At 63.2% G+C, this 20,293-nt stretch carries 19 protein-coding genes and 1 pseudogene; 14 read left to right on the top strand and 6 right to left on the bottom strand.

What is annotated here, in order from left to right; translation table 11 throughout:
- The first annotated feature begins 268 nt into the window (after nt 1-268).
- A complete protein-coding gene (locus tag LB513_RS22270) occupies nt 269-790 on the top strand; it encodes a hypothetical protein (RefSeq protein ID WP_224665686.1) in 522 nt (173 codons plus the stop codon).
- Nucleotides 791-811: 21 nt separating this feature from the next.
- Here LB513_RS22270 and LB513_RS22265 read toward each other — a convergent pair whose 3' ends face one another.
- Nucleotides 812-1,219: a VOC family protein gene (locus LB513_RS22265; protein ID WP_224665685.1), complete on the bottom strand. Its 408-nt coding sequence runs from the start codon at nt 1,217-1,219 to the stop codon at nt 812-814.
- Between the two features lie 193 nt (nt 1,220-1,412).
- Here LB513_RS22265 and LB513_RS22260 point away from each other — a divergent pair, with 193 nt between their 5' ends.
- Complete coding sequence (locus LB513_RS22260) at nt 1,413-1,901, top strand: YegJ family protein (protein ID WP_224665684.1); 489 nt, start codon at nt 1,413-1,415, stop codon at nt 1,899-1,901.
- Here the strand turns inward: LB513_RS22260 and LB513_RS22255 are convergent.
- Together LB513_RS22255 and LB513_RS22250 are read right to left on the bottom strand one after the other, a co-directional pair.
- A complete protein-coding gene (locus tag LB513_RS22255; RefSeq protein ID WP_224665683.1) occupies nt 1,889-2,887 on the bottom strand; it encodes a hypothetical protein in 999 nt (332 codons plus the stop codon). The genes LB513_RS22260 and LB513_RS22255 overlap by 13 nt on opposite strands.
- 80 nt (nt 2,888-2,967) lie before the next feature.
- The gene (locus LB513_RS22250) at nt 2,968-4,008 is read right to left on the bottom strand and encodes a CapA family protein (protein ID WP_224665682.1); all 1,041 of its coding nucleotides are present in this window, start codon (nt 4,006-4,008) and stop codon (nt 2,968-2,970) included.
- A gap of 245 nt (nt 4,009-4,253) precedes the next feature.
- Between LB513_RS22250 and LB513_RS25265 the strand changes: the two are divergent.
- From LB513_RS25265 to LB513_RS22205, 8 genes and pseudogenes are all read left to right on the top strand, one after another.
- Nucleotides 4,254-5,510: pseudogene (locus LB513_RS25265) on the top strand (hypothetical protein).
- A gap of 553 nt (nt 5,511-6,063) precedes the next feature.
- Entirely contained in the window at nt 6,064-7,671 is a 1,608-nt protein-coding gene (locus LB513_RS22235; RefSeq protein WP_224665679.1) for a DUF2778 domain-containing protein, read from the top strand.
- Nucleotides 7,672-8,354: 683 nt separating this feature from the next.
- On the top strand, nt 8,355-10,949 hold the full coding sequence (gene uvrB / locus LB513_RS22230; protein WP_224665733.1) for an excinuclease ABC subunit UvrB: 2,595 nt from the start codon (nt 8,355-8,357) through the stop codon (nt 10,947-10,949).
- Nucleotides 10,950-11,246: 297 nt separating this feature from the next.
- Entirely contained in the window at nt 11,247-12,809 is a 1,563-nt protein-coding gene (locus LB513_RS22225) for an ABC-F family ATP-binding cassette domain-containing protein (RefSeq protein ID WP_224665678.1), read from the top strand.
- Between the two features lie 52 nt (nt 12,810-12,861).
- Nucleotides 12,862-13,140: a type II toxin-antitoxin system RelE/ParE family toxin gene (locus LB513_RS22220; protein ID WP_224665677.1), complete on the top strand. Its 279-nt coding sequence runs from the start codon at nt 12,862-12,864 to the stop codon at nt 13,138-13,140.
- Between the two features lie 27 nt (nt 13,141-13,167).
- Nucleotides 13,168-13,476, top strand: coding sequence for a HigA family addiction module antitoxin (locus tag LB513_RS22215; RefSeq protein ID WP_224665676.1), 309 nt, complete (start codon nt 13,168-13,170; stop codon nt 13,474-13,476).
- Between the two features lie 196 nt (nt 13,477-13,672).
- The gene (locus LB513_RS22210; protein WP_224665675.1) at nt 13,673-14,095 is read left to right on the top strand and encodes a VOC family protein; all 423 of its coding nucleotides are present in this window, start codon (nt 13,673-13,675) and stop codon (nt 14,093-14,095) included.
- Nucleotides 14,096-14,200: 105 nt separating this feature from the next.
- Complete coding sequence (locus tag LB513_RS22205) at nt 14,201-14,554, top strand: DUF1428 domain-containing protein (RefSeq protein WP_224665674.1); 354 nt, start codon at nt 14,201-14,203, stop codon at nt 14,552-14,554.
- Between the two features lie 54 nt (nt 14,555-14,608).
- On the opposite strand, the gene LB513_RS22200 is transcribed toward LB513_RS22205, so the two are convergent.
- On the bottom strand, nt 14,609-16,243 hold the full coding sequence (locus LB513_RS22200) for a tetratricopeptide repeat-containing sulfotransferase family protein (protein WP_224665673.1): 1,635 nt from the start codon (nt 16,241-16,243) through the stop codon (nt 14,609-14,611).
- A 284-nt stretch (nt 16,244-16,527) separates the two neighbouring features.
- Here LB513_RS22200 and LB513_RS22195 point away from each other — a divergent pair, with 284 nt between their 5' ends.
- From LB513_RS22195 to LB513_RS22180, 4 genes are all read left to right on the top strand, one after another.
- The gene (locus tag LB513_RS22195; RefSeq protein ID WP_224665672.1) at nt 16,528-17,145 is read left to right on the top strand and encodes a flavodoxin family protein; all 618 of its coding nucleotides are present in this window, start codon (nt 16,528-16,530) and stop codon (nt 17,143-17,145) included.
- A gap of 509 nt (nt 17,146-17,654) precedes the next feature.
- On the top strand, nt 17,655-17,867 hold the full coding sequence (locus LB513_RS22190; RefSeq protein ID WP_224665671.1) for a cold-shock protein: 213 nt from the start codon (nt 17,655-17,657) through the stop codon (nt 17,865-17,867).
- A 273-nt stretch (nt 17,868-18,140) separates the two neighbouring features.
- Complete coding sequence (locus LB513_RS22185) at nt 18,141-18,353, top strand: cold-shock protein (protein WP_013530020.1); 213 nt, start codon at nt 18,141-18,143, stop codon at nt 18,351-18,353.
- Nucleotides 18,354-18,535: 182 nt separating this feature from the next.
- Nucleotides 18,536-18,988, top strand: coding sequence for a BA14K family protein (locus LB513_RS22180; RefSeq protein WP_224665670.1), 453 nt, complete (start codon nt 18,536-18,538; stop codon nt 18,986-18,988).
- A gap of 66 nt (nt 18,989-19,054) precedes the next feature.
- Here the strand turns inward: LB513_RS22180 and LB513_RS22175 are convergent, their stop codons facing one another.
- Complete coding sequence (locus LB513_RS22175) at nt 19,055-19,693, bottom strand: MBL fold metallo-hydrolase (protein ID WP_224665669.1); 639 nt, start codon at nt 19,691-19,693, stop codon at nt 19,055-19,057.
- Nucleotides 19,694-19,854: 161 nt separating this feature from the next.
- Entirely contained in the window at nt 19,855-20,160 is a 306-nt protein-coding gene (locus tag LB513_RS22170) for a hypothetical protein (protein WP_224665668.1), read from the bottom strand.
- Between the last annotated feature and the right edge of the window lie 133 nt (nt 20,161-20,293).

Here is a 20,293-nt window from a genome sequence, read left to right as displayed (position 1 = left end):
TTGCTGGGCATTGAAGCCCGCGACCGTCTGCGGGGCAAGGGGCGCCGTTGGTCGGTGCACCAAAAAGCGGCTGCGCTGTCCAAGCTGGCGGAGTTGATCCAGTCCGGACGAGGCTCGAACACGTCCGCGATTACTGAGGCTTTCAGGCCGCGTCGCGCAAAGATCGGGCATCTCGAGCGCCCGGCCACGCTCATTCCACAATCGCGGCCAAATCCCGCCTTGTTAGCGATGGAATGTCTCAATTCCGGGCATCCCAAAGGACAAGACCGTGATCAAGACCGCCCTTGTTGCCATGACCATCGTCGGCTGCGACTGCGACGCCAGGCTCTGCGAGTATATCGGCGAGACGCCGGCCAGATGGTCGAGCGTCGCCGAGTGCGAAGCGGCGATGAAAAGCCAGATGCTGCATCAGCGCAATTTCGACTATCCGCTCGTTTCGGGCATCTGCCGCGCCAAGGGATCGGCCTCGACCACACGATTGGCCGCGACCGCGTCGGGCCCTGAACTCAAGCCCGCCAGCCGAGTGGTCGAGGTCGAAAGCCCCTTGCCTCCGGAATTGAGCCATCGGCCGAGCGTGTCGGTCGGATCGCCGACGACGTCCATGGAAGCCGAAGCCGCCAGGCCGCTTGCCTATGATCAGGTGGTCGACGGCGGAACCGGCGTCCTCTATCGGACGAGGAACGGATACGCCCTGGTCAAGACCGATCTCGGCCGGGCGGCATCCGCGACCGCCGATGCCGCCAAACGCTCGGTGAACTGGCTGGCCGGTCTGATGCCGGGCAAGCTTTAGGCCGGGACGCCGGCACGCGGCTCACGCCGGCCTGTGGCAGACGGCCTCGACATTGACACCGTCCGGATCGATCACGAAGGCGGCGTAATAGGCCGGGTGATAGTGAGGCCTGATGCCAGGCGGCCCGTTGTCTCGCCCGCCATGCGCCATCGCCGCGGCGTAGAAGCCGTCCACCGCTGCCCGGCTCTCGGCCTCGAAGGCGATATGGATGCCCATCCCGCCTGGAGCCTCCGGGACCGCGAGGCGGCTATCGCTGGATAGCCAGAAGAACGGTTTCCGGTCCTTTCCGTAGCCGACGCCGTGATAGCCGCCGGTCTGTTCGGCCGTCACTTCCATAATAGTGGCGACCCCGAGCGGCTTAAGCGCGGCATCGTAGAACTGACGCGAGCTTTCGATCTCCTTGGGGCGGATGCCCATATGGTCGATCATGACCGTTCTCCTGTTGGATATTCGCCGGCTTGTAGCCGGTCGGGACCAGGAGCGGATTGCGTCATGTCAAACCAATAGTGTGGCCAGGACAGCAATCCTCAGGCGGCAGCCGCCCCACAACCATTCACACGCCTGGGTTGCAAATCGCAAACGGATGCAGGATGATGGTCCACAGCGAAGAGGGGAGCCATTCATGAAGCTTGCGGTCCGGGCCACGTTATCCCTGATGCTGGCGCTTGCTCCGGAACTGGCCGGGGCGCAAGCCACGGATCCGGACGAAGACAACACGATTGCGTTTGCCAGGGACGATCCCGAAATGGCCTTGGCGATCGCGAAGGCTCGTGCCAGCCTGGATGACTTCCTGGCCTTGGCCGAAGCGCCCCCCGCGGGAACTGACAGGTTCAAATTGAAGGTCGAGATACGCGACGGCATTATCCGCGAGCACTTCTGGGTCATCCCGGTCCGGCGCACCGAAACCGGTTTCGTCGGCATATTGGCGAACGAGCCGGAAGCAGTTCGCAATGTCGTCCTCGGGCAGAACATCGAATTCACCAGGGACGATATTTCCGATTGGGGATACAGGCGCGACGGGCGGCAGGTCGGCAGCTTCACCGTCTGCGTCATGTTCGGCAGAATGTCGAAGGATGAAGCCGACGCTATGCGCCAGGATTACGATTGTTGATCCTGTTCCGGACCGGCCCGCCCCGCCTCGTCCTTCGCACCAATCTTGCGCACCAGCGCCGCCGTCGCCAGCAGCGCCCCCATGTCCGAGATCATCGGCGCGACATGTTTGCCGTAATCGAGCGGCACGGAAATATCCGGCAGCTCGAAGAAATTCTTCGTCTGTGGCAGCAGCAGGAAACCGTCGCCGCCGTTGAGCGCGACGCGTGCCGGATCGTCCGGCCAGGTTTCGCCCAGCCACTGCAACGCCCGCGCCAGCCGACCGGTGACCAGCGGCCGCGCCGCCTCGACATTGTCGCTGCGGAATCCATAAGCCGCGTCGAGTTCTGCCACGCCTGACGACAGTTGCTGCATCTTGCTGGCAAAGATGCCGCGGAAAAACCCGATGACCGCATTGGTTCGCCGCGTTGCCACCAGGATTCCGGGAAACGGCTCGATGGCCTCGAAAGCGACGATCACGCCACGGAACGCCCTCGTCGAACCCTTGCCGGAGCCCTCGCGCAGTTCGGCCTCGTAGAGCTCGAAAGGAAAGTCTTCATAGCGGCCCGAGATGACATCATCGAACGACTGCCGGTTGAAGGATCCTACCGCCTCGCGCGGCAGCCGGTCGAAGGAATTCGGCCTACCGCCATGCTGGTAGCGCATGTCGCGGACGAAGCCGAAGATCATCGGCAGCAGCGTTTGACGGAAGGATTGCTGCAGGCGCGCCGCCGGCCGCCGCGCCTGGAAATAGAGCAGGATCGAAGCGGCTAAGCCGAGGACATAGAGGAACACATGCGGTGTCGAGAGCCATTGTTCGTTGGGGTCGGCGACCGTGTTGAACAGCCAGGCTATGAGGACCACGGCCACAAGCGCCAGCCCGACGAACAGCGGCACCCGCCAGCGCACCCGCCGCACGGCCGAAGCCCGCTGTGCCTCATAGCGCTCAATGTCCTTCCGGATGCCGGAGATGACCGCCTCATCAGGCATGAAATCCGCTGTTTCCACGTAAGTCTTCCCCCCTGACCGCGCCCATGATAGCCGGTTTCAGGAGAAAGTCGCCAGTCGGACGGAGAGCGTTCTTCCCTCTACCCTTGCGAGACAAGGTGGATCGCGCTCAGCCGCGCCACCACCTTTTCACGCATGCGGCCCTTCAAACTTTCCACCGGCACCAGCCGCTCGTGATTGCCTGCCCGCACCCGCATGAACGGATGCAGCCGGTAGGACGCAATCGCTCCAAATGTTCCCTCGTCGGTGCTGACGTCGACGACGAAAATCCCACCGATCCGCCCAGGCCATGGCTGCCTGGCAAATGCGGTGCCGAGGAAATCGCCGAGACCATAGGCGACGACCGTTGCGCCGATCCGCTCCACGGGCTGCACGACATGGGCGTGATGGCCGGCGATCAGCCCGACGCCCTGCCGGGCCAATTGCTTTGCTAGCGACCGTGTGTCGGGGCGCGGAAAGTGGCGGAACTCCCAGTCCCAATGCGGCACCGCGCAAAGGAGATCCAAACCATTTCGCGGCCAGCGGGCCGGATCGCTGTCCATCGAAACACGAGCGGCGAACCGATCCGCATCGGTGTTGCGCCACAAGGTGAAGGCGGCCAGGCCGATTGTCAGCTCCCCGACCTTCACAGGCAGCACCTGGCCGTTGCCGGCCAGGCCGATGCTGCGGATACCAAGCCGATTCAGCGCCGCCACCGTCTGGTCGAAACCGGCGATCCCCTGGTCCAGCACATGGTTGTTGGCCAGTGACAGCACGAGTTTCCCGCGTTCGATGCCGGCCGCGGCCAACGCCTCGGCCAGAAAGCGTTCGTTCATCGCATGATGCGTGCCGAGCTTCGTGCCGAGCACGACGCTTTGCCTGTCCACAACCGGGCTCTCGCAATTGCCGATCACTAGGTCGGCAGTGCCGAGCAACGCCCTGATCGACGAATGGCAATCCGGCGCAGTGCTGTTGGCAACCGCCGATATGTCTCCGATGAAAGCCAGCCGAACGCTCTGTCCCGGTGTCGGATCCATAAGCGTCCCGAATGCCAGGGCAAACCCGCTGGCATCGCCGCCGAGCGACGGCTTCAGGAAACGCGGCAGCCAGGAGAGTTTGTAGGAGAGCGGATAATTCGACACGCGAGGCCCAATCGTTTGCCCTGTGTAGCGCGTCCGCCGGATGGCTTACAGCGCATTCCATCCAATTCATTGGACGGCAAGGCTAAACTCGCGGATGACATCGTCACGGCGCGGCGACAACGCCATTGAGCCGCCTCGGTCGCCCCTAGAAATGGGCGGGGTCGCCGATACGTGGCCGCGAAGTGACGGGCGCGCATTGGCGATTGTATCTATGATCGTGACGGAACGGCAAACCGGAGACCGTGATGAACCGACTTTCAAGCCTGCTGGCGGCCAGCTTCATTCTGCTCGTATCGCTCTCGTCCGTGCAAGCCGCCATGCCCGAAGCGGCAACCGACCTGTTCGAGGCAAAGACCGTGGCCGCGCGCGACAGCGCTCTATCGGTGCTGGAGGCGGCCGCGCCGAAGGATCCTGCATCGGCCTATGCCGCCGGCGCCGGAGAATTCTTCACAGCACTCGAACTGCTGGCCGGCGGCTTGCACCGTTATGGCTTCGAGAGCCCGCAATCTTTCATGCTGCCGCTGATGCAGTTGCCGGTGCCGCCCAATCCCAGCCCCGAGCCGCTGACCTATGAGGGGTTCCGCGCCATCTTGGTGGGCTTCCGCGATCGGCTGGAGAAATCCGCCACGACGCTGGGAGCGGTGCCTGCCGATGCCGATATCGGTGTGGTCATCGACCTCACCCATGTCGGCATCGACCTCAATGAGGACGGAACCATCGCGCCCGATGAAAGCATCGCCGCGATCATGGCCGTTCTGTCGCGCGGCGGCGTCTCGTAGGGCGATGCCGCGCCCCCTCTTACCTTCCGCTTCGACCGCGCCGACGGCTACTGGCTGCAGGGTTATGCCACATTCCTGATGGCGCAGGCCGATTTCTGGCTGGCCCATGATTTCAGGAGCACTTTCGACGGCTCCTTCCACATGCTGTTCCCGCGCGCCGAACTGCCGTTACAGGATATTCTCGTGCCTCCGCATGGCGGGATGGGCGGCGACATCTTCTCCTCGGAATGGCGCATCGCCGACTTCATCTCTATGGTGCATCTGATCAACTGGCCGGTCATCGAGCCGGAGCGCCGCAAGGCCGCGCGCCTGGAACTGCTGGACATGATCCGGCTGTCGCGCGAGGACTGGAAGGCGATCCGCGCCGAGACCGACAATGATCGCGAATGGCTGCCCGGTCCCAAACAGAAAGGTCTGAACCCGCTGACCGGCCTCGAAGTCGGTGAGGAGCAGGTGGAGGCCTGGCTCGCGACCTTGACCATGGCCGAGGACCTGCTCGAAGGCCGCGCGCTGCTGCCGCATTTCCGCATCGCCGGCAAGGGCATCGACATGAAGCGCTTCTTCGACGAGCCGAAGACCTTCGACCTGGTGCTGTCGATCACCGGCCCGGCTATTGCGCCCTATCTGGAAAGCGGCAGGATCCTGACCAGCGAAGATTTCAGCCGGATCCAGCGCCAGTTCGGCGGCGGCGGATTTTTGACCTTTGCGCTGTGGTTTAACTGAGGGTCGGAAGTCAGGTCTCGCCTGCGATAGAGAGGCGGCGTGAAAGGCGCGATAGCAAGTTGGCTCGCACCGATGTCCGCCATCTTGCCAAAAACGGCCGCGATATCCGGTCGCACCTTCAGAAGTAACCAGCCGTCACCATAGCCGGTCCGGCCGAGCGACTTGTGGCAAGCAGGCACCGGGTCCATGGCGCTTTTCCGGCCTAAGGGAGCGGCAAGAGTTCTGGTGGGTAACGCCGATTCCCGATCTTTTGAGAATTTATCTCAGGCCGTTTTGCTTGACTTGAACGCTAAAAACAGGCAGCAAAACGGCTTCGGACGGGCTTTACTATCGCGTACGTGATCGTGGACGAGCCTTTTTGCCGTAAAAGTCCACGTCTCTCTGTTGGTTTTGAGAGGGATTGTTAACCAACTTTGTCCATATTTTGAAACAATCGGCAACCAAGGACAGACGCGGCAAACGCGTCGGACACCACCTGGGATCACTCGCAGAATGGTCGTCGCGGCCAGAAAGGCCGCGTACGGGGATAACCGGTTGGAGCAAGATTGGTTGCATGGCTTTGTCGCGTAAACACAAAATAACCTGGGACCAACGCGAGGGCGGCGAGCACGCCGACGCGCCACGCTCCCCTTCCTTCAACCCGCAACGGATCGTTCGCTGGGTGGCGGTTCCCGGCGTCGGCGCTGCCGTCGGTCTGTGGCTGATCGGCACAATGGCCGGCCTCAGCTCCGTCGGCGCCTCGCTATCGGCGACGTCGGCAGGCATGTCGCAGACCCTTCCCATGCCGGGTTCGATGGCCCTGGCCGATCCGCTGAAGCAGCGTCTCCTCGGATTCTCGGCCCCATTCGTGATGGCCAACACCCATGGCGGCGCGCAGGCGCTGCATGAGCGTGCCGTGCAATGCGGCGCCGGCTGCTTCCATCTGGCGGCGGCGAGCCCTCAGGCTGAAAAATCCGTGCGCCTTGTGGCTCAAGCAAAGCCGGCGGTGGCAAAGTCGAAATCGCAGGAGCGGTTCGAGCGTGTCGAAGCGTCATTGTCGCCGAGCCGTCTTGCGGCCGTCTTTGCCGATGCCGCAAAGCCTGCTGCAGCCAATGCTCGTCCCGTGATCTCCAGCGTCGGGCCGCAAGTCGCCCGCGCATCCCTGGTACCGTCCGCCACAGTGGTGGCCAGCCTGTCGCAGGTCATTCCGACTCCGGCGGCGGAACGCTTCGCCCGCATCGATACCGGCTCCGTCGTCGTCCAGACCGCGCCGCAGCCGATGGCCTTTGCGCAGTCGGAGACGCCGAGCGGCTCGCAACTGGCGTTGGCCCTCGCCCAGTCGCTGCCGGTCGAAGATGAGGCGTTCGCCTCGCTGCCGATGCCCGAATCTCCCGCCGAGGCCGCGGTTTCGCCCGTCGACACCCAACAGGAACAGCCCGGCGATGCCACGTCCCTGCCGGACGCGATGACCGACGACGTACCGCTGCCGACCCGCCGCCCGCAATTCGACGCGCCGCGACAGCCCATTGTCGTCCAGGAGCCCAAGGCCGCAGAACAGGCAAGGCCCGCACAGCAGGGCAAGCCCGTCCAGACTTCTAGGTCTGTCCAGCAGGCCAGCAAGCAGGTAAAGCCGGTCCGCCAGGGCCGGCCGGCCGATGGCGGCGACGTGTTGGCCTATGCCAAGCCCGACGTGCCCGCCGGGGGCCTCGGCCAGGCCTTCAAGAACCTGTTCAATTCACCGAACGCCAAGACGGGAGCCGGCAACGGCGTTGCTGTCTACGACATCAGCGCCGGCATGGTGTATATGCCGGACGGCGAGAGGCTCGAGGCGCATTCGGGCATCGGCGCCATGACGGACCAGCCGCGCTATGTCGACCAGAAGAACCGCGGCCCGACGCCGCCCAACACCTACAATCTGTCGCTGCGCGAGCAGCGCTTCCACGGTGTCGAGGCCTTGCGCCTCACCCCGGTCGATGGCCGCAACAAATACAATCGCGACGGCTTCCTGGCCCATACCTACCTGCTTCGCGGGCGCTACGGACAGTCCAGCGGCTGTGTCGCCTTCAAGGACTATGCGCGTTTCCTCGCGGCCTACAAAAAGGGCAAGATCAAGCGGCTTGTAGTCGTGCCGCGCCTGAACGGGTCGCTGGTGCGGGTCGCATCCGCTGCCCGCGGCGTCTGACGCCCAAGGCCATTCGGTTGCATCCGGTAACCTGCCGCTCCTGACAACCTGCTGTCAGGAGCCGGTGCGTCCCGTGCGCCGCTGGGGCATGCACCCTTCCCATTTCGGCCAAGACCTCCCATATTCAGGGCATGGCCAGATCCTCCGACAAAAAGACGCCGCCGACGGCGAATGACGACAGCGCCGCGCCGAAGCGGCGCAGCCCGCTGACCGATTTCATGGATGCCTCGCAACCGCTCCACAGGGGCGGCTTTGACGAGATGCCGCAGGCCGACCTTACTGGCATGCCTTTGACCGGGTCGATCGCGGACTGGGCCGAGCAGATCGAGCAGGAAGCGGAAAAGGAAGGTCGTCTCGTCGGCAAAGGCGATGCCGGCAAGCCGCCGAAGCCCTCGAAGAAGATCCCCGAGCGCTCATCTTCGCCCGGGCGGACCGCGCGCGGCACTTCGATGGGTGGCGCTGCAACGGCGCGGGAACGCACCGCCGCCGGCCTCAATCCAGTGGCCGGCCTCGACATCTCGCTGGAAGACGCCGAGACCATGACGTCGAGCGGCGTCACCGCCACTGTCGCCGCCCTGTCGGCGCTGATCGAATCCGGCAATCCGCTGCACAAGGACGGCGTGTTGTGGACGCCGCACCGCCCTGCCCGGCCCGAAAAATCCGAAGGCGGCATCGCCATCAAGATGGTGTCGGACTTCGAGCCGGCCGGCGACCAGCCAACCGCAATCAAGGACCTCGTCGAAGGCGTCGCGAACAATGACCGCACCCAGGTGCTGCTCGGCGTCACCGGTTCGGGCAAGACCTTCACCATGGCCAAGGTGATCGAGGAAACGCAGCGTCCCGCCCTGATCCTGGCGCCGAACAAGACGCTGGCGGCGCAGCTCTATTCCGAATTCAAGAAGTTCTTCCCCGACAACGCCGTGGAATATTTCGTCTCCTACTACGATTATTACCAGCCGGAGGCCTACGTCCCGCGCACCGACACCTTCATCGAGAAGGAGTCCTCCATCAACGAGCAGATCGACCGCATGCGCCACTCGGCAACGCGCTCGCTGCTCGAGCGCGACGACGTCATTATCGTCGCTTCGGTGTCCTGCATCTACGGTATCGGCTCGGTCGAGACCTATACGGCCATGACCTTCCAGATGCAGATCGGCGACCGGCTCGACCAGCGTGCCCTGCTGGCCGACCTCGTTGCCCAGCAATACAAGCGCCAGGATATCAATTTCGTGCGCGGCTCGTTCCGCGTGCGCGGCGACACGATCGAGATCTTTCCGGCCCACCTTGAGGATCGCGCCTGGCGCATCTCGATGTTCGGCGACGAGATCGAATCGATCACCGAGTTCGATCCCTTGACCGGCCAGAAGACCGGCGAATTGAAAAGCGTCAAAATCTACGCCAACTCGCACTATGTCACGCCGCGCCCGACCCTCAACCAGGCCATCAAATCGATCAAGGAAGAGCTGAAGCAGCGCCTGGTCGAACTAGAACGCGCCGGCCGCCTGCTGGAAGCGCAGCGGCTGGAACAGCGATGCCGTTTCGATCTGGAAATGCTGGAAGCCACCGGCTCCTGCGCCGGCATCGAGAACTATTCGCGCTATCTGACGGGGCGCCAGCCGGGCGATCCGCCGCCGACGCTGTTCGAGTACATTCCCGACAATGCCCTGGTCTTCATCGACGAGAGCCACGTTACCGTGCCGCAGATCGGCGGCATGTATCGAGGCGACTTCAGGCGCAAGGCGACCTTGGCCGAATACGGTTTCCGCTTGCCGTCCTGCATGGACAACCGGCCGCTTCGCTTCGAGGAATGGGACGCCATGCGTCCGCTATCGGTCGCTGTCTCCGCAACGCCGGGCGCCTGGGAAATGGAACAGTCCGGCGGCGTCTTCGCCGAGCAGGTCATTCGCCCGACCGGGCTGATAGACCCGCCTGTCGAGGTGCGCCCGGCCAAGAGCCAGGTCGACGACGTCGTCGGCGAGATCCGCGAGACGACGAAGGCCGGCTACCGGACACTGGTGACGGTGCTGACCAAGCGCATGGCCGAGGACCTCACCGAATATCTGCACGAGCACGGCGTGCGCGTGCGCTACATGCACTCCGACATCGACACGTTGGAGCGCATCGAGATCCTGCGTGACCTGCGCCTCGGCGCCTTCGACGTGCTGGTCGGCATCAACCTCTTGCGCGAGGGTCTCGACATTCCCGAATGCGGCTTCGTCGCCATTCTCGACGCCGACAAGGAAGGCTTCCTGCGTTCGGAAACCTCACTGATCCAGACCATTGGCCGCGCCGCCCGCAATGTCGACGGCAAGGTCATCCTTTACGCCGATCAGATCACCGGCTCGATGGAGCGGGCGATGGCCGAAACCAATCGCCGCCGCGAAAAGCAGATGGAATGGAATGCGGCCAACGGCATCACGCCGGAATCGGTGAAATCGCGCATCTCCGACATCCTCGATTCGGTCTATGAAAAAGACCACGTCCGCGCCGACATTTCGCAGTTCACCGACAGCGCCGGCGCCATGATGGGCAACAACCTCAAGGCCCATCTCGACGCCATGGAAAAACAGATGCGCGACGCCGCCGCCAATCTCGATTTCGAGAAGGCTGCCCGAATTCGCGACGAGATCAAGCGGCTACGCGAGATGGAACTGTCGGTATCCGAGGACCCGCTGGCCAAATATGCCGACATGGAGAGTCCGGTTTCGGGGCGCGAGAAGGGCAAGCACAACAAGGGCGTCGCCAAGCATCGCACGGCCGAGGAACAGGAACGTTTCCGCCAGATGGACGCGGCGCGCGCCGCGGAGGAAGCAGCCAAGGCAGCGCGCCCCAATCTATTCCGCAAGCCCGATCTCGACGAGATGGGCGCCGATGGCGCCGTACCGGTGAAAAAGTCGCTCTTCGCCAAACCCTCGATCGACGACATGGGTCCAGGCACCGACATGGCGACCCCAGCCGGTGCCGTCTCGCGCTCGCTGTTCAAGAAGCAGACGGCGCAGGAGGCGCATGGCTCGGATTTTGGCGTGCCCGGCGAGCCGATTAAACCGCTGTTCAAGAAGAACTCCCTCGACGAGATGACGGTGCGGCGCACCGAAAAGCCGGTCGAAGGAAAGGTGCCGGCCAAGCCGCAGCCGATCTCACCGGCGGGCGCCAGGGAGGGCAGCGATCCCGCCAGACCGATTGTCCGCCAGCGCGCCGGCATCGGCTCCTACGAGGATCCGGGCGACGCCCGCCGCGAAAAGCGCCGGCCCGGCAAGACGGGGCGGCCGGGACGGTAGCCTCCCACTCCGCCTGACGCTTGCCTCCACCCCCGCCTTCGGTGTAATCGTTCCGCAACTCAACGTCTTGTCTTGAAAGGAGGGCTGCGTGTTCACGTTCCATCGTCACCATCGTCAGCGTGGCCCGATTTCTGCCCTGCGAGCTAGCTTGCAGGGCTGACCAGCGACCGTCCGGGTTTTTCCCGCTTCGATTTTCTTGGTCTGCCCTTCGTGGTGCCGCGACACCGAGCCTGATGGCCGGCGAGCGCACCGTCAAAGTGCATTGAGCCGGCATCCGGCAAGACCAGAGAAATCAAAATGGCCCTGATCAGCCTCAAATCCCTCGGCGTCACCATGAGTGCGCCGCTCTTTTCCAACCTCGACCTCACCATCGGCAGCGGCGACCGGCTCGGCATCGTTGCCGCCAATGGCCGCGGCAAGTCGACCCTGCTCAAATGCCTGACCGGCGAGATGGAGCCAACCTCCGGCGAGATTACCCGCACGCGCGGCCTTCGCGTCGGCCATGTGGAGCAGTCGGTCCCTCCAGACCTTCTGGACCGCACCTTCCACCAGGTCGTTGCCGATGCCCTGCCGCCCGACCAGGCCGACAGCGAGATGTGGCGCGTCGACGTGGCGCTGGATTCGCTCGACGTGCCGGAGCCCATGCGCGACCGGCCGATGCAGGCGCTGAGCGGCGGCTGGCAGAGGCTGGCGCTGGTCGCCCGCGTCTGGGTCACAGATCCCGATATTCTGCTGCTCGACGAGCCGACCAACCATCTCGATCTCGCCCGCATCTCCCAGTTGGAAGCCTGGCTTGACGCCTTGCCGCGCGAGGTGCCCGTCGTCATCGCCAGCCATGACCGCGCCTTCCTCGATGCCGCTACCAACCGCACGCTGTTCCTGCGTGCGGAACAATCTCCGGTCTTTGCGTTGCCCTATTCACGCGCAAGGCAGGCTCTCGACGAAGCCGACGCCTCGACGGCGCGCAAGTTCGAGCGCGACATGAAGGTCGCCCAGCAACTGCGAAAGCAAGCCGCCAAGCTCAACAACATCGGCATCAACTCCGGCAGCGACCTTCTCACCGTCAAGACCAAGCAACTCAGGGAACGCGCGGAAAGACTGGAAGACGCGGCGAACCCGGCGCATCGGGAGAAATCGGCCGGCGCCATCAAGCTCGCCAATCGCGGCACGCACGCCAAGGTGCTGATCACGCTCGACGACGCGGCGGTGGAAACACCCGACGGAATGGTTCTGTTTCGCACCGGCAAGCGCCACATCTGCCAGGGCGACCGCATCGTGCTGCTTGGCCGCAACGGCGTAGGCAAGTCGCGCTTCGTCACCATGATCCGCAAGGCCATTGTCGAGCCGGACACGGTCCAGAACGTTAAGGTGACGCCGTCGACGGTGCTCGGTTACAGCGACCAGGCGCTGGCGGGTATCAACGGCGACGACACGCCGCTCTCGATGATCTCACGCCGCTATGACGTCGGCGAGCAGCGCGCCCGCTCGTTGCTCGCCGGCGCCGGCGTCGTCATCGAAATGCAGGAGAAGAAGATCGGCGTGCTGTCTGGTGGCCAGAAGGCGCGGCTGATGATGCTGGCGCTGAGGCTCGCCGATCCCAATTTCTACCTGCTCGACGAGCCGACCAACCATCTCGACATTGGTGGCCAGGAAGCCTTGGAGGCCGAATTGCTAACGCATCAAGCAAGCTGCGTGCTCGCCTCGCACGACCGCTCCTTCATCCGAGCCGTCGGCAACCGTTTCTGGCTGATCGACAAACGCAAGCTGACCGAGGTCGAGGATCCCGAGGGCTTTTTCCGTGAGGTGGCCGCAGCGGGCGGTTGGAAGGCGAAGGATGGACATCTGCAAGCTGGGATGTAAATGATTTGCTTACACCACTTGTTTGATGTAAGCAATATGTGTACAAATATCCATGATCAAGTCCTTCAGAAACAAGGCCCTGGCGGACCTCTATCAAACTGGGAGCACCGGCAAGATCGACGCCAAGATGCACAAGCGCATTCTTGTCCGGCTTGACCGCCTGGAAGCTTCGGAGAAGCCGCAGGAAATGAACCTTCCCGGCTTCGACTTCCACCCGTTGAAAGCCTTCGATCCCATACGATACACGGTCCATGTCAACGGCCCGTGGTGCATTACATTTGAATTCGATGGCAAGGATGCCGCCCGCGTCGATTTCGAGCAATATCACTGAGGTGGCCAGATTGGAGAAGATCGACTTATGACTGTGTACGAGCCGACGCGCCCGATCGAGCGTTGTCCCTCCCACCCGGGGGCGCTGCTTGAGGACATTATCCCGGCAACTGGAAAGACCAAGGTGGAAATTGCCGGTCTGCTCGGAATCTCCCGGCAGCAGCTTTATGACATCATCCGCGAAAGGAAGCCGGTTTCGCCAGCTGTGGCCGCTCGCCTTGGCAAGCTGTTCGGCGACGGTGCCGCGATCTGGCTTCGGATGCAGGCTGCCTTCGATGCCTGGCATGCCGAGCGTGAAGTTGATGTTTCGGCGATTCCAACCCTTAAGGTTGCCTAGACTCCAGCCAGAGCATAGCAGTGCTGAAGGCTATGGCGCCGGCGGCGCAAAGCGCCTGTAGCTCCGTACCCCTGGTTCAAGCCTGCCGGTTGCTTCGCTCCGCCGCCCCGCAAGAAATCCAGCAGCCATGTAGGATCGCTGTCACCTCCTTCGTCCTTTGATCGGCAACGCCAGATCAAACAAGGAGGAGCAAGACATGACCGACCCGACCCCCGTTCAGCCAAGGGCGGAAGTGCTTGGCGGATTGACCCCCTATCTGCAGGTGGACGGCGCCTTCAAGGCGGCCGAGTTCTACGGCAGGGCCTTCGGCGCAGAACAGGTGTTTGCCTATCCGCCCGACGAGAAGGGCCGCACCATGCACATCCATCTTCACGTCAATGGCTCGACGCTCATGCTGGGCGACGCCTTCCCTGAACATGGGCACCCGCACAAGGACCCGCAGGGCTACACGCTGCAGCTGCATCTCGACAATGAGGAGATCGACGCCTGGTGGCAGCGCGCGGTCGATGCGGGATGTGAGGTCGTGACGCCGCTGCAGGTCATGTTTTGGGGCGACCGCTGGGGTCAGGTCCGCGATCCCTTCGGCGTCGCCTGGGCCATGAACGCGCCCACGAAATAAGGTGTCCGGGCGAGCGGTCATAACCAACGTACGCTGACGGTCTCGCCTGCGCTGGGTCAAGTTCCCCCCGGCCCGGCGCTCAGTTCTCAGCAAAGGAGTTCAGGAATGTCCTATGTCGATGGCTTCGTCCTTGCCGTGCCGAAAGCAACACTTGATGACTACAAGAAGCTGGCCCGCACCGCCGGAGCGATATGGAAGGAGTATGGTGCGCTCGCCTATGTCGAATGCGTCGGCGACGACGTGCCCTATGGGGAACTGACCTCGTTCCCGCGCGCCGTGATGGCCAAGGATGACGAGATCGTCGTCTTTTCCTGGATCATCTACGAATCCAGGCAGAGCCGCGATGCGATCATGGCCAAGGTGATGGCTGATCCGCGGCTGAAGTCCGACTGGTCAACCATGCCATTCGACGGCAAGCGCATGATCTTCGGCGGCTTCCAGCCCTTCATGGAGCTTTGAACGCTCTGTCTCAGGCAGGTTCAAGGTGAGGTCGAGGTCGACCTCGCCTCGATATCAGCCCAGCCTGTCGAGCAGCGGCTTTAGCCGGTCGCCATAGCGCTTCCACAGATCCACCGAGCCCTGGTACATTGGCTGGCGAACCTGCGCGGCGGATGCCGTGCGGACGGGACGGTCGGTCTGATGGAAGGACAGCACGGCGTCGTCCCAGGGCAGGCCGAGATAGTCGATCAGCGCCCGGCTCTGGCCGCCCTGGTCGGCGACGAAATCCTCGTAGCGCACGTCGTGCACGACGCCGGGCAGCACCTTGTGCCAATGCGCCATGATGTCGGTGTAGAGATTGTGGAAATCGGCGAGCTCGCCCAGATCATAGCCATATCGATGGCTGTCGCCGCGAAAGTGCACCTTGTAGATCGACAGGCAGGTCGCCGCCGCGTCGCGCGCGCAATGGATGATCCTGGCCTTGGGCAGCATCATGTGGATGAAGCCGACGAGCAGGAAGTTGCCGGGCATCTTGTCGGTGACATGGCGCATGTTGGGATAGCGCGAATGCAGCATGTCGAGATAGGCTTGACCGGCCTCGGCGAAATCCGCGTCGTCCACGTCCGAAACGCCCCATGGGAAGCCGCCGGGCATGGTCGCCGGGAACTGCTTGCCGACCGCCTTCTTCAAAATCCCGAGCTCACCCGCGCCGTAAACTTGTGGGTGGCTGGCGATGATCTGTTCGACCAGCGTCGTGCCCGAACGCGGCATGCCGACGATGAAGATCGGCGCGTCATTGGTGATGGCGCTTGGCTTGTGCCTCTCGAAGAAGCCGGCATCAAACACCGTTTTCATCGCGTCGAATTCGGCGCGGGTCCTGGCGGGGTCGTAGTCGATGCCCTTGCGCCGGATCGCATTGCCTTCGGTGAAATAGTCGAAGGCCCTGCCGTAGTCCTTGAGATCGTCATTGGCCTTGCCGAGGCCGAAAGACAGCTGCATGCGCGCCAGGCTGTCCTGCGGCGCCTTGGCGTGCTGGGTCTCCATGCCGGCCAGCTCCGCGTCGCGCTCCTTCTGCGACTTGACCTGCGTCAGCATCAGCCAGGCCCTCGCCATGCCGGGATTGACGGCCAGCGCCTGGCGGAACAGGTCGGCCGCTTCGTCGAGCTTGCCTTTTTCCATCAACCCGACGCCGAGTCCATGCAGCAAATCGGCATCTTTCGGGCGCATGTTCAACGCCTCGCGGAACACGGTCAGCGCCTCGTCCAGGCGCCCGGCCTCCTGCAATGTTTCGGCAAGTCCAATGAGCGCACGAACATGGAAGGGGTTGCGCGCAATGGTGCCTCGATAGATGTCCTCGGCCTCGTCGAACTGGCCGACCTGCTTCAGCGACGAGGCGAGATTGTCACGAGCGGCGAGCTGTTCCGGCCTCAGATCGACGGCGCCACGGAAGAAATCGATGGCAGCCGTCACGCGCCCGACATCACGCATCACCGTGCCGAGATTGTTGAGGAAATCAGCGTTGGTCGGCTGCAGCTGCACCGACTGTTCGAGAAGATCCATTCCCTCGGCGGTGCGCCCGGTCTGGTGCAGCAGCAGCCCGAGGAAATGCGCCGCGGCCGCGTGATTGGGCTTGCGGACCAGCACCTGGCGATAGACCGCTTCGGCTTCCTGCCGGCGCCCGGCCTGGTGCAATTGCAGGGCCTGCTGCACATACTGGTCAAGGCCCAGCGGGGGCTGTCCTCCAGCGCCTGACCTGGCCCCCGAACCCGCCGCTCTTCTCTGATCTCTATTAATGGGAAACCTGCCGTGTTTGTACGCCTGTGGCGATCTAGGCCATTGGCGCGGCCGGTTCAAGTCTTCGCGTGGCCTTGTGGCCCCATGCGTCGACGTAAACCGGTCAAATCAGGCGGTTGATCTCGGCGACCTCTCCGTCTGCACGCAACCGTCGCCGCCTCGCGACGTTGAGCCCGAATAGCCTGTGCAGGAGTCCCGACATGTCCCTTACCGCCCTCGCCATCAATTGTTCACTGAAAGCCTCCGGCGACAAGGAGAAATCCTCCACCGACAAGATCATCGCCGATCTGCTGTCCGCCCTTGAACCCTACGGCGTGAAGGGCGAAGTGATCAGGGCCCTCGACCACGACATAAAGCCCGGCGTGCTTTCCGACATGGGTAAGGGCGATGAATGGCCCAAGCTGCGCGCCAAGATCGTTGCCGCCGATATCTTCATCCTCGGCCTGCCGATCTGGCTGGGTCAACCCTCCAGCGTCGCCAAGCGCGTCATGGAGCGCATGGACGCGTTTCTCGAGGAAACCGACGACAAGGGACGCATGCCTGCCGCCGGCAAGGTGGCGCTGGTGGCGATTGTCGGCAATGAAGACGGCGCGCATCATTGCCACGCCGAATGCTTCCAGGCGCTCAACGATGTCGGTTTCACCATCCCCGCCAATGGCGGCGTCTATTGGGTCGGCGAAGCCATGGGCGATGTCAATTATGTCGATATCCCTGAGACCCCGGAAGCGGTCTCCAGCATGCTCGAAATGGCCGCGTCGAATGCCGCCCATCTCGCTTCATTGCTTAAGGGCAAGCCCTATATCGGTGTGGACGAATAGCTCAATCCGCGTCTCGGCACAGCCCGTCATCAACGATGCGATAGTCCGCGGCGCGGCCCTCGCATCCGTTGGCGAAGCTGCGCAGTTCGCCGCCGCGACCCGCCGTACTTTAGTTTCACTCGCGCCGGCGCGCTATTCCACCGGCGGCGTCTGGCCTATTCGTCATCGGGCTCTGGCCGATGACCAGGCAGGCAACCCGGCCTATGCCGCCCGCATGGATGCTCCGCTCGGTCGGTTCAGCGTCGGGATGCGCTCAACGCGGCGGCCCGCGCCGTCTTGCAACGATCACGTTTCCGTGCGATAAATTCCGTGTTCGGGCATTTGCGACCCGGAGAGCGGAACGTTTTGGACGACCTTTCCCCGATACTGTGAATCTCTGACGGCCCCGTTTTCGGCGGGGGGTTTGACCATGCGCAAATGCATGACTGCCGAAGCAACCACCGGGACTTGTCCATCGCGCCAGGCGGCGGGCAGGACCAACAGACTGAACGGGTGAAGGAGTTTCCCCAATGGCCCAGACCGGCACCGTTAAATTCTTCAACGCGACCAAAGGCTTCGGCTTCATCACGCCCGACGACGGCGCCAAGGATGTGTTTGTCCACATCTCCGCGATCGAGGCCTCCGGCCTGCGCACGCTCATCGATGGACAGAAGGTCACCTTCGACGTCGAGCCGGACCGTATGGGCAAGGGTCCCAAGGCCGTCAACCTCCGCGCCGCCTAAGGCATCGGCGCGTCGCGCTGCGCTGACGCGCGAAGCCTGACGCATCGGCCCGCGCCGCACGTCTACTGACGCGCGGCGGAAGCTCCAATGCCTTGGCTTGGAGAACAATTCGAATTCAAGGCGCGACGTTTTCGTCGCGCCTTTTTCGTATCGTGCGCGCCGGCTCGATCTCGGCGAAACTTTCTCTTGCCGATAGCGCTAAAATAAAGGACAAATTTCCATCGGGCATTTGCCGGCCCGAGACTGGACTTTATGGGATCAAAGGAGCTTCCCATGCCGCAGACCGGCACCGTTAAATTCTTCAACCATGCCAAGGGCTTCGGCTTCATCACGCCGGATGATGGCGCGAAGGATGTTTTCGTCCATATTTCCGCTGTGCAGGCGTCGGGTCTTCCCGGCCTCGAGGATGGGCAAAAAGTCTCCTTCGACACCGAGCCGGACAAGCGTGGCAAGGGACCCAAGGCTGTCAACCTTTCGGTCGGCTGATCCGGGCTCATACCTTGCCTCGGCGGCCATTTCGGCCCCATCGTGAGCCTGCGATCGTCCTCATTTGGCTTGAGCCGGAGCGTTGAGATCCGTTCAGCCCCCGTTCAGCCATCGTTGCCTATCAATCTTGGCTAAGGCCGGTCCATCCCCGAAACTGCCCGGGCCGGTACAAGGAGACCAAGATGAACCGAATTTTCAAAGCCGCGGTACTGTCCTCCGCCGTGCTCGTCACCACCCTCGCAACCCTGCCCGCAGCCAACGCCGATGATTGGGGCCGCTGGCACCATCACCGCCACGGCGGTGGTAGCCATGGCGATGCCGTTGCGGCGGGCGTGCTCGGGCTCGCGGCCGGCGCGCTGATCGTTGGCGCATTGAACAACCAGCAGCCGCCGCCCGATGACTATGATGACGGCTACTACGATCGCGACGTCAGGCCGCGTCCGGCTCCGGTGCGCCACTACTATGCGGAGCCCAGATATTATTCGCAGCCACGGGTCGTCTACCGTGAAGGCTACGCCGAACCCTGGACGCGGGGCTGGTATGAATATTGTTCGGACCGCTACCGCACCTTCAATGCCCGCACCGGCACCTTCACCGGCAATGACGGCGAACAGCATTTCTGCACCGCCAATTGAGGCTCCCTGCCCACCAAAGAGCGCTGGCCGCGGAGGCCAGCGCTTTTGTTCGAGCGCGAGCTCGCCCTACACCAGAAACGGGTTGGTCCTGCGCTCCTCGCCGAAGCGCCCACCCGGACCGTGACCGCAGATGAAGCCGATGTCGTCGCCGAGCGGCAAGAGCTTGTCCTTGATCGAAGCGATCAACGCCGCATGATCGCCGCCCGGCAGGTCGGTGCGGCCGACCGAGCCGCGAAACAGCACGTCGCCGACATGGGCGAACTTGGCCGCCCTGTTATAGTAGACGACATGGCCCGGCGCATGGCCGGGGCAATGCAATACCTCGAACACATGGGCGCCGAACGACACGGTCTCGCCCTCGGTAAGGAACCGGTCGGGCACGCAGTTACGCGCGCCGTCGATGCCATAGCGCCGGCCTTGGTTTTCCAGATTGTCGAGCAATTGCCGGTCGGCTTCATGCGGGCCGATGATGTCGACGCCGAGCGCTTCCTTCAGCTCCATAGCGCCGCCGGCATGATCGATATGACCGTGGGTGATCCAGATCGCCTCGGCGACGATGGCATTGTCCTTCAGTGCCGCCAGCACCTTGTCGATATCGCCGCCAGGATCGACGACCACCCCGCGCTTGTCGTCCATGTCGAACAGGATGGTGCAGTTCTGCTGGAACGGTGTGACCGGCACGATGCCGGCATTGAGCTGACCCATGATTTGCCTTTCGCTGTCTGGGCCGAGATGTAGAGACGCAGGAGAACCGCGTCCACTCCTCGAATGCCGCACAGCCTGCTGTGCCGACACAGAAACAGTGTCCCGACAACGAAAATGGGCGGCCGAAGCCGCCCATTCGAAAAAACCCGAGACTGTCGGGCCTATCTTTTCATGCCGCCCAGGACAGCGCCAAGAATGCCCGTCAGGATGGCGCCGCCGCCGGCGCCGCCGACAATGTTGTTGAGGTTCAATGCACTGCCCAGGCCGCTCGCCGCCGCCGCCGGGTCGACCGTACCGCCAAGCAGGCTTCCCAGGATGGCCGCGCCGCCCACGCCGCCGATGGCGCCGCCCAGGATCCTGGGCAACTGACCCAGAGCCGCCTGCTTGAGAGCGGCGCCGACCGCCTGGCCGCCGATGATGCCCGCGATGACCTGTACGATGATCGCAACAAGCGTATTCATGTCCATAGTATCTGTCCCTCCCTGATGCCGGCCTCTTGGACCGACAGCATCATCAGACGCCGAATTGGAGGAAAGTCAAATACGCGAACACGCAGCTAGAAAGGGGGGCGCCAAAACCGCCCCTGTCTGCTTGAAAAGA

Origin of the sequence: Mesorhizobium sp. ES1-1 (assembly GCF_020164785.1) — a bacterium.
In the GTDB taxonomy this organism is placed as follows: domain Bacteria; phylum Pseudomonadota; class Alphaproteobacteria; order Rhizobiales; family Rhizobiaceae; genus Mesorhizobium.
Note: the sequence above shows the minus strand (reverse complement) of the source record. Positions and strands in the feature narration are given on the sequence as shown.